General features: G+C 71.0%; 7 protein-coding genes. 1 reads left to right on the top strand and 6 read right to left on the bottom strand.

The features are described from left to right. Positions 1–142: 142 nt before the first annotated feature. Together ACFYTE_RS28225 and ACFYTE_RS28220 are read right to left on the bottom strand one after the other, a co-directional pair. On the bottom strand, positions 143–2,332 hold the full coding sequence (locus ACFYTE_RS28225) for a polysaccharide lyase family 8 super-sandwich domain-containing protein (protein WP_388716093.1): 2,190 nt from the start codon (positions 2,330–2,332) through the stop codon (positions 143–145). 240 nt (positions 2,333–2,572) lie between these two features. After that, a complete protein-coding gene (locus ACFYTE_RS28220; protein ID WP_388716090.1) occupies positions 2,573–3,148 on the bottom strand; it encodes a TetR/AcrR family transcriptional regulator in 576 nt (191 codons plus the stop codon). Positions 3,149–3,251: 103 nt separating this feature from the next. Here ACFYTE_RS28220 and ACFYTE_RS28215 point away from each other — a divergent pair, with 103 nt between their 5' ends. Then, a complete protein-coding gene (locus ACFYTE_RS28215) occupies positions 3,252–3,698 on the top strand; it encodes an anthrone oxygenase family protein (protein WP_388716087.1) in 447 nt (148 codons plus the stop codon). Positions 3,699–3,723: 25 nt separating this feature from the next. Here ACFYTE_RS28215 and ACFYTE_RS28210 read toward each other — a convergent pair whose 3' ends face one another. The 4 genes from ACFYTE_RS28210 to ACFYTE_RS28195 all read right to left on the bottom strand — a co-directional run bounded on the left by ACFYTE_RS28210 (position 3,724) and on the right by ACFYTE_RS28195 (position 9,016). Continuing rightward, positions 3,724–4,833: a peptidase C39 family protein gene (locus tag ACFYTE_RS28210; protein ID WP_388716084.1), complete on the bottom strand. Its 1,110-nt coding sequence runs from the start codon at positions 4,831–4,833 to the stop codon at positions 3,724–3,726. A 96-nt stretch (positions 4,834–4,929) separates the two neighbouring features. Then, the gene (locus tag ACFYTE_RS28205) at positions 4,930–7,032 is read right to left on the bottom strand and encodes an iron ABC transporter permease (protein ID WP_388716082.1); all 2,103 of its coding nucleotides are present in this window, start codon (positions 7,030–7,032) and stop codon (positions 4,930–4,932) included. Beyond that, the gene (locus ACFYTE_RS28200) at positions 7,029–8,093 is read right to left on the bottom strand and encodes an iron-siderophore ABC transporter substrate-binding protein (protein ID WP_388716079.1); all 1,065 of its coding nucleotides are present in this window, start codon (positions 8,091–8,093) and stop codon (positions 7,029–7,031) included. Before ACFYTE_RS28200 ends, ACFYTE_RS28205 begins: the two co-directional genes overlap by 4 nt. Further along, positions 8,090–9,016: an ABC transporter ATP-binding protein gene (locus ACFYTE_RS28195; RefSeq protein WP_388716076.1), complete on the bottom strand. Its 927-nt coding sequence runs from the start codon at positions 9,014–9,016 to the stop codon at positions 8,090–8,092. Before ACFYTE_RS28195 ends, ACFYTE_RS28200 begins: the two co-directional genes overlap by 4 nt. Positions 9,017–9,133 lie beyond the last annotated feature (117 nt).

Raw genomic sequence — 9,133 nt, 5'->3', positions numbered from 1 at the left:
GTGTTTGTGGGGGGGGGGGGGCGGGGGGCGGGGGGGGGGGGGGGGGGGGGCGGGCGGGGGGGGGGCGGGCGCGGGCGGGGGGGGGGGGGGGGGGGGGGCGCCCCCCCCCCCCCCCCACGCCGTTTGTGTCCGGGGGAGCGCGTCACCTGAGAGGCTGCGTCACCGTCTTGCCGAGGTTCGGGCCGGTGCCCAGCGGGAAGCTGGCGCGGCGGGTGCGGCCGGGTGCGGCGAGGACGACGGAGACCGTCAGGCCGGGCTGGTCGGGGTTGGCGACGCTCACCACGGCGGAGCGGCCGTCCTCGTTGAGTATGACGATGGCGGGCTGATCGACATGCAGCGCGCGGCCCGCTCCCAGGTCGAGGGAGCCCGCGGCATGGAAGGTCGCCATCGTCAGCCGCAGCCGCGGGTGGCGGACTGCCTGGACCTGCTCGTCGTTGCGCAGGATCTTGACGGCGGGCCTGGCCGCGTAGGCGTGGACCTTTGCGGGTGTCGCGCCGGGCAGGACAATGTAGGCGTACTCGGCGCCGTCCGGGGTGGTGCCGTGGTCGAAGAAGAGGGTGAAGGCATTCCGCTGCACCGGATCACGGTCGAGCCAGCTCCCGGTCTGCTCCTTGTTCGAGACCTTCAGCGGCCCGCCCTTGGGGAAGACATAGCCGATCTCATCGTTGTACGCCCATGAGGCCCGGGTGGCGGCGGAATCGGTCCCCGGGCGCACGGCCTTGCCGCCGACGGAGGCATTGGACCGGGCCGCGCCCTGGTTGACGGTCGTGTGGACGGCGTGCTCGGAGGTGGAGCTGATGCCCGCGCCGAGCGCGACCATCTCGTCGTCGAAGTAGAAGTAGCTCTTGCGTCCGGTGGTCGAGGACCGGTCGAGGGTGTAGACGGCGGCGCCGTAGCGCCCGTCGGAGACGCCGCCGGTGAAACTGCCGGCGTTGCGCTTTCCCGACGCCGACGTGACCTTGACGTACGGCGCGGTGACACCCGGGTAGTGGAACCAGTCGAAGGCGGGTACGAGATCGTCGTATTCCCGGTTCGTGACCTGGATCGAGGTGGCTCCCTGTGCGTTCCAGTCGATCTCGTTGCCGACTTCGGGCCGCAAGGTGGAGCGGTACTCGACGCCGACCATGCGCGGCGAATTGAGCCTGGTGAAGATTCCGTACCGGTCGCGCAGGTGTGAGGAGAACTCCGAGCGCCAGAAGTACTTGTGCCCGGTGACGCCGTTCTCGCGGGTCTTCCCGCGGATGTTGTCGGCCAGTTTCTGGTACGCAGCCGAGTTGGCCTCGTCGGCGCGCACCATCCGGTCGAGCGGCTCCAGGAAGTCGGCCGCATAACTCGTAATGCCGTCGATGGTGTTGGGGGGACGGTACCCAAGGTACATCATCCCGATCTCCCCGCGGATCAGCCAGCGGGTCCCGTCGAGGATGTAGAAGGCGACGGCGTCGATGTCATCAGGGGAGAAGGCGAAGCTGGTGCCGCGCGCCACATCGGCCCAGGCTGCGACGATGGTGAACAGGGCCATGCCGTAGCCCTCGCTGTAGAGCTGCGCACCATGCGCCCAGAAGGACGAGTCGACCTGCACGGCCTCGGCGACCTTACCGCTGCGCTCGACGGCGATCGTCTGCGACATGGTGGCGTAACCCTGCTCGATGTCGGCGGTCGCGCGCTTCGCGACGGCCTCGTACAGGTAGTTCTCGGTCCTCCAGGAGCCGTTGGCGCCAACCGGGTCCAGGCGGCCGGTGTTGTGCGCGTAGGTCACCTCCCGCGCCTCGGCGCTGAGTTCGTCGCCGACGAAGATCGACACCCGGCCCATGGCCATCGACTTGCCGATCTCGACTTCCCACCAGTTCTTGCTGGTCGGTTTGACGCTGTCCCAGTGGAGCAGTGCGCGGTTCAAGGCCTCGATCAGTTCCGGCTTGCCGTAGCCCGCGGCGTCCGGATCGCGGTAGGCGTGGGCCATCGCGATCATGCGGTACAGCGCGTGATACGGCGACCAGACCCGACCGTTGGCGGAACTGGTGGTGTCGGCGTAGTCCACATTGGGCCACGAGCCGTCGGCACGCAGGGACTCGGCATAGGCCAGGGCCTCGGACGTACGGGCGAGGAAGATGCCGTTGGCGATCCTCACCTGGTCACCCTGCGCCAGAAACCGCTGCTGCAGGCGTTCGACGATGAGCTGAATGTCATCCGCCAGGGCTTGACTCCCACTGGCTTCGGCGGCCCGTGCGAGAGTCGGCACCGACAGCGTCAGTCCGGCGACACCGGCGGCGAGCCCGAGGCCCCCGAGTAGGACTCGACGTCGATCGGGCAGGGGTGCGACTCCGTTTTCGGTCATGTGGACTCCTTAGACGCACCCAGGCCCTGACAACGTTGCGGTATGGCGCGTGCGTCGGTTGACGAGGTCTTCCGGGGTGCTGTTTCGGTCACGGCTTCGGGCTGGTGCACACCGGCCCTTAAACCGGTTTGAAGGCGACGTGTAAACAGTTACCGGCTACGGCCTGGGTACGTCAACAGTCGCGGCGCCGACGAGTGGAGGTGCCGTGGGCCCGGCGGGCGGCCGTGGCTGTGGCAGTCGTCAGTTCTGCGCGAACCGGTCCACCAGGACAGCAAGCCGCCGCGACGCCTCTGTCCTGGGAATCCGGCCCGAGCGTGTGAGCGCGACGAGGCCGTGCAGGGCCGACCAGAAAACCTCGACGAACAGGGCCGGCTCGACATCCCCCGCGACGTCACTCAGGGTGTCGAGCAACGTCTCGAAGGCCTCGCGCAGCGGCGCCGGTGTCGCGGCGTCGGCGAACGGGAGTCCGGTGTCGAGGAGGAACATCGCGTCGTAGAGCGCGGGGTTGCGCCCGGCGAAGTCGACGTACGCCTCCGCGAGGGCGGCCACCGCGTTCCGCCCTGCCGGCCGGTCCGCCACCGCGCGCCGGATCACCGCCGTCAGCTCGGCGAAGCCCTCCAGGGCTACGGCCCCGACGATCTCACGCTTGCCGCGGAAGTGGCTGTAGAGCACGGGCTGGCTGTACTCGATGCGCTCGGCCAGCCGGCGCGTGGTCACGGCGTCCCAGCCCTGGGACTCGGCGAGTTCACGGGCGGTCGCGACGATCAGCTGGTGGCGGTGGGCCCGCTCGCGCTCTTTGCGCTCCTGTACCGACATAGCTCGATTCTATCCTTGCTAGACATTCGAGCAGCGCTCTGTCTAGCATCGAATCAGAATCTAGCGACGCTAGAAAAAGGGCCCGAGAACCTCAGGAGGGGACATGCAGAACGCACTAGCCATCGTCAGGGTCGTGGTGGTCGGCCTGTTGGTGGGCGTGGAGTTCGCGGTGGCGGCCTTCGTCAACCCGATCCTCCACCGGCTGCCGAACGACGGCGGTCTCGCGGCCCGGAGCGACGGAGCGCGTGTCCTCGGCAGGGTGATGCCGTTCTGGTACATCGCCTCGGTCCTGCTCGGTACCGCCTGGGCGGTTCTGGCGCGGGGCGATGCGGGGGCGGGGCCCGTCGTCACGGCCACCGCCCTACTCGTCCTGAGCGTGCTGATGTCGATCGCCCTGCTGGTCCCGATCAACTCCCGCGTCGCGCGGTGGACCCACGACAGCGTCCCGGCGGACTGGAAGCGGCAGATCGTCCGCTGGGACCGGTTCCACTATGCGCGCGTCGGCGTCATCGTTGCGGCATTCGTCCTGCTGGTCGTCGGCCTAGCGTGACGCCCCGGCTCCGGTCATGTCTGGTCTACTCATCGGCCGGCTCGGAAGAGGATGTGTCGCGCCGCTCCGGGCAGCCGATGACCACGGCACCGCGGAAGCGGTCCGGCGAGATCATCGACATCGCGTCAAGCGACGCGTCGGGTACGGGCAACAGATGGGCGTCGACCCAGGTGTCTCCCGCGGACGCGTTGGCCCATGGGTCCTCGATCACGACGGCGCCGGGTACGGCGCCGTGGCAGAGCACCCAGTGCGGCACGTCGAACCCCTGCATCCCGGCGAGCGAGACCAGGAGCAGCACATGCTCCCGTCGGCCGATCGCGCTCCGGATCGCGGTCATGGGCAGGAGGCCTGAGTCGATCGGGACACCGACCCGTCCGGCGTCCGTCCGCGACATGCGTTGGAGCACGGCACGCCACTCCTGCTCGCTCTCCGGATAGTGGTCGAGCAGGACGGGCCGCTTCACGTCGAGAAAGATCGCGACCGGGGACGACGGCCACGCTCGGCGCACGGCGACGCCCAGTCCGACGGGCTCGCACGCGGGGAAGTTCGTCGCGTCGCGCCACAGCGTCAGCTCCGCCGGGCGGTCGAGCGACTCCCACGGCAGCGCCCCCGCGTGTGCCTGCGCGACCAGAGCGGTGACGGCCCCGCACGTGAAGTGCGTCGTCTGCCCGTAGTACGGGGGCTCGGTCACCGCACCGTCGCACAGCCAGCGCACGTAGCCGGAACCAGGCCCACCCGCGTCCTGCGCCTGTGCGAGCGGAGCACGCAGCGGGGCGAAGCCGACGGCGGCGGCCATCTCGGCGCTCGCTGTCCACCCTTCCCACTTGACCTGCGCGAGTCCCCGGTGGCGTGCGTAGGAGACCACGGCGTCGACGGCCGCCGGCACGTCACCGACGGCATCGACGATCTTCAGGTAGGCCGTGTGCGGGCGTGCCGTCACGAGCGCGGCAGCGGCCCAGTCCTCGCCGTCGTCCCCGGGAACGGCCACGATGTGCGGGGCGTGCGCGGAACGGTCGGCCGCGCGCCAGCGCTCCAGCGCATCGCGGTGTCCGAGCCGCCTCAGCGGGATCGGCAACGCGACGGGGTCGAACGGGACGACGCTGCTCTTCACGGTCGCTTCCTGGTGAGGCGGCATTCCGGTACTCCTGGCGGGGCGGAGGGGGGGCGCCGCGCTGCGTGCCCCGGGATGGTGGCGGTGGTGTGCCGGTCGACGTGGGTGTGCCGTTCGGTGTCATGCGCGGGACTGCCGGAGCACCCAGATGAAATACGGAGCACCGACGAGGGCGATCATGAGGCCCGCCGGTATCTGGGCGGGTGCGACGAGTGTGCGGCCGAGGGCGTCGGCCACGCACACCAGCAGTCCGCCGAGCAGCATCGCGACCGGGATCGCACGGCCGTGCCGGGCGCCCACCAGCGACCGGGCGAGGTGCGGGGCGACGAGCCCCACGAAACCGACGACGCCGACGGCGATCACGCTGAGCGCCGCGAGCACCGCGGCGATCGCCAGTGCGGTGAAGCGTGCGCGTTCCAGCCTGACGCCGACTATGCGCGGGGTGTCCTCGTCGACGGCGAGCAGGTCGAGCTGGCCGCGCATGGCAAGCAGCACGGGGAGGGCGAGCGCCAGGGCCACCGCGACCGGTACGACGTCGGGCAGCGTGCGCCCGTAGGTCGTGCCGGACAGCCATGTGAAGATCCGGGGCGTGTTCCACGGGTCGGCACGCAGCAGGAGGAAGGTGGTGACGGAGCTGAGGCCGTACCCGCAGCCGATGCCGATCAGTACGAACCGGTCGGGCAGGAAGCCGCCGCGCCAGGCAAGCAGGGCGATCACCGCGAACGTGGCGAGCCCCGCCGTGACCGCGACCGCGATGAGCAGCGGCCGTCCGCCGGGCAGTCCCGACGTGACGACGCTCGCCGCACCCAGCCCGGCGCCCGCCGTGATGCCGAGCACACCCGGCTCCGCCAGCGGGTTGCGCACCGCGCTCTGCACGACGCATCCGGCCAGTCCGAGCGCCGCGCCGGCCAGGACCGCGGCGGTCACACGCGGGACCCGGTCGTCGAGCGCCTGGCCGATCAGGTCCGGGGCGGCTCCCCGGGCCCAGAGCGCGATGTCCCCCGTGCGCAGCCAGAGGCTCCCCGCGAGGACCGCCACGAGGACCGCCCCGGCCAGGAGGGTGACCGTGCCGAACACGACGAGGAGGAACGCGCGGCGCGACCGTGTGGCGACTCGCGTGTGCGGTGGATGCCGGAGCCCGCCCGTGTCGCGGAGGCGGAGCGCGAGGACCACGATCACGACGGAGCCGAGCAGCGCGGTCGGCACCCCGGTGGGAATGGAGGCGGCCCCGTCCGCACCCTGCACCGCACGCAGCGACGCGTCCGCGAGCAGGATGAGCAGCGCGCCGAGCAGCCCGGCCGCGGGCACCAGGAGGAGGTGCCGGTGCAGCGACCGTACCCGTCCCGCGATCAGACGGGTCACAACGGGGGCGCCGAGGCCGACGAAGGCGATCGGGCCCGCGAGTGTCACCGCCGTGCTGGTCAGGAGTACCGCGCAGAGCACCGCGGTCACGCGGGTGGTCCGAATCGGCACGCCGAGAGTGGACGCGGCATCGTCGCCGAGGTTCATCACGTCCAGCCTCCGGGACAGCGCCAGGGCGACACACAGCACCATGGCCACGAGGGGGAAGGCGCGGACCGACGCGTCGATGTTCAACTGCGCGAGCGAACCGCTTCCCCAGGCGAAGAGACCGGTCGTGTTCTGGTCGAACAGGATGAGGAACATCCCGGTCGCCGCGTCCAGGGCCATCGCCGTGGCCGATCCGGCGAGGATGAGGCGTGTGCCCGCGGTGCCCGCGGCCCGGCCTGCGAGGAGCAGCACGAGCGCCGCCGCGAGCAGGCCGCCGGCGAATGCGACGGCGCCCGACGCCCACAGCGGGACGGCGAGACCGAAGGCCGCGACGAGCGAGAGCGTGAAGTAGGCACCGGCCGTGACCGCAAGCGTGTCGGGGGAGGCGAGCGCGTTGTGCGTGACGGACTGCAGCAGCGCGCCGGCGGAGCCGAGGGCGAAGCCCACCGCCACGCCCGCGAGCAGGCGCGGCAGGCGCGAGCCGGTGAGGATCTCGCCGACCGGCGCCCCGCCGGTGTTCTCCCGTTCCCCGGCGAGATACCGCACCAGGTCGCCGACGCCGACGCCCGACGTCCCCTGTGTCAGGTGCCACAGGCCCACCAGGACGGTCACGATGAGCAGGAGTGCCAGGACGACCACCCCGGTGGGGCCGCCGCCGTGCTCGGCGCGCGGCAGCGTTCTCCCTCCGCGTGCCGATATCCGCGGTGTGTTCACTTCTTGTCGAGTACGTCGACGTACGCGTCGATCGCCTGCTCGCAGGAGCGCGGACCGCCGGCGCCCCACACTCGCGCCGGGAAGGCGTGCGCGCGGTTTTCCTTCACGGCCGGGATGGACTTCCAGATCGGGTTCTTCTCCAGCGCCGCGACATAGCCCCCGGCCCCTTCGTCGTTGGCGTAGAAGAGGTTGGCGTTCCCCACCGCGGTGAGTCCCTCGACATCGGTCTGCGCGAGGCCGTAGGCGGGATCGACGCCCCCGTCCCCGTGGGCCTTGTTGACGGCGTCGGTCCACGCGGGGGTCATGCCGAGTTGCTCGCCTATCTCGGTGAACAGGGCGCCCTTGCCGTAGGGGCGGACGGTGAGGTTGCCTCCCTGAAGCCATCCGTCGAAGAACAGGAAGTCCTTCGTCGGCAGATCGGCGGCGGCGACCTGCTTCTTGGCCGTCGCGAGGTGTTCGTCGAACTCCTTGAGCACTTGGCCGGCCCGCTCGGTGCGCCCCGTCGCCTTGCCGATCATGCTGAACACGTCCCGCATGTTCCCGATCGGATCAGCCGGGTCTGCCCCCCGTGTGGCCATCACGGGGACGCCTCGCTTCTCCAGCTTCGCAAGGGTCTCGTCGGTGGCGTCGAACGCCTCCACGACGATGAGGTCGGGCTTCGCCGCGAAGAGGGTGTCGAGGTCGGGCTCCTCACGGGTGCCGACATCCGTCACCCCGCCGGGCAGTTTCTCCGCGCTGACCCAGGTGCGGTATCCCTTCGCGTCGGAGACCGCGACGGGGGTGACGCACAGGGTCAGCGCGTCCTCGATCTGCTGCCACTCCAGGACCGCGATCCGCTCGGCGGGCTTGTCGAGCTTCACCTGCCGACCGACGCCGTCCGTGAAGGAGACCGGCTTCGTAGAGGTGGTCGTGGTGTCCTTGGCGCAGCTCTTCGACGCGGGTGACGCGCCGGCGCTGCTGCTGGCCTCGGCCTTGTCGACGGTGGTCGTGCCGCAAGCCGTTGCGGCGAGGACGACGAGCCCTGCGGAGGCTGACGCCGCCAGGCGACGGGCACGGTTCATGAAGGGTCCTCTTTCTTGCGATTCTTCTTGCGATTCGTTGCGGCGGCGGATGTGCCGCCTCGGGCGGGGTGCCGCCCGAGTGGATCGATACGGAGACGGCCCGTGCGAGGGTCGACGCCGACCTCGACACGGATGTCGTAGACCTCGCCGATGTTCTCCGCGGTGAGGACGTCGGCGGGTGCGCCCACCGCGTGCACGCGGCCGGAGCGCATCAGGACCAGCGTGTCCGCCACGCGGGAGGCCTGGTCGAGGTCGTGCAGCACGATCCCGACCGCGATGCCGTGCTCCTCGACGAGATCGCGCACCAGGTCGAGCGTCTCGATCTGGTAGCGCAGGTCCAGATGGTTGGTCGGTTCGTCCAGCAGCACGACGCCGGTGTCCTGGGCCAGGCAGGCCGCGAGCCAGACACGCTGCATCTCCCCGCCGGAGAGTTCCCCGACCGGCCGGCCGGCCATCTCCCGCACTCCGGTGACGCCCATGGCGTGGTCGACGGCGCGCCGGTCCTCGGCGGTCGGTCCGGCGAAGCCACGCCGGTACGGGTGGCGTCCGAACGCCACGACCTCCCTGACCGTCAGTCCATGGGGCGCGGGCCTCGATTGGGAGAACAGCGTGACCTCGCGGGCGAACTGACGGGCGCTGAGCAGAGCCGCGTCGCGCTCGGGCGGCCCGTCAAGGCCGCCGAGCGTCACCCGGCCGCCGTCCACCCGGTGCAGTCGGGAGAGCGCGCGCAGCAGCGTGGACTTCCCGCTGCCGTTCGGCCCCACCAGAGCGGTCGCGCGACCGGGCTCCAGGGCCAGCGAGACGCCGTGGACGACCGGCCTCCCGCTGTATCGCAGCACCAGATCGTGCCCGCTGAGGGCGGCCCCCGGCGTGGCCGGATCGGCCGCACGCCGGCCGGCGCGCGGGGAGGAGCTTGTGAACATGGGTGGGTCCGGATGGTTGGAGGGGCAACGACTGCGGCACCCTCCGTCCGGCCGTTGCCGGCCGGGCAGCACAGACTCTCCGGCGCCCGGGAACTCCGTACGCGGCGAGCAACAACT

Origin of the sequence: Streptomyces sp. NPDC004629, assembly GCF_042873595.1 — a bacterium.
Taxonomy (GTDB): domain Bacteria; phylum Actinomycetota; class Actinomycetes; order Streptomycetales; family Streptomycetaceae; genus Streptomyces.
The sequence above is the reverse complement of the archived record's forward strand: the minus strand, read 5'-3'. Positions and strand labels throughout refer to the sequence as shown.

Excerpts from the sequence above, each read along its gene's own strand:
- ACFYTE_RS28225 (WP_388716093.1), bottom strand. The coding sequence starts at position 2,332 with ATGACCGAAAACGGAGTCGCACCCCTGCCCGATCGACGTCGAGTCCTA.
- ACFYTE_RS28220 (WP_388716090.1), bottom strand. The coding sequence starts at position 3,148 with ATGTCGGTACAGGAGCGCAAAGAGCGCGAGCGGGCCCACCGCCACCAG.
- ACFYTE_RS28215 (WP_388716087.1), top strand. The coding sequence starts at position 3,252 with ATGCAGAACGCACTAGCCATCGTCAGGGTCGTGGTGGTCGGCCTGTTG.
- ACFYTE_RS28210 (WP_388716084.1), bottom strand. The coding sequence starts at position 4,833 with ATGCCGCCTCACCAGGAAGCGACCGTGAAGAGCAGCGTCGTCCCGTTC.
- ACFYTE_RS28200 (WP_388716079.1), bottom strand. The coding sequence starts at position 8,093 with ATGAACCGTGCCCGTCGCCTGGCGGCGTCAGCCTCCGCAGGGCTCGTC.
- ACFYTE_RS28195 (WP_388716076.1), bottom strand. The coding sequence starts at position 9,016 with ATGTTCACAAGCTCCTCCCCGCGCGCCGGCCGGCGTGCGGCCGATCCG.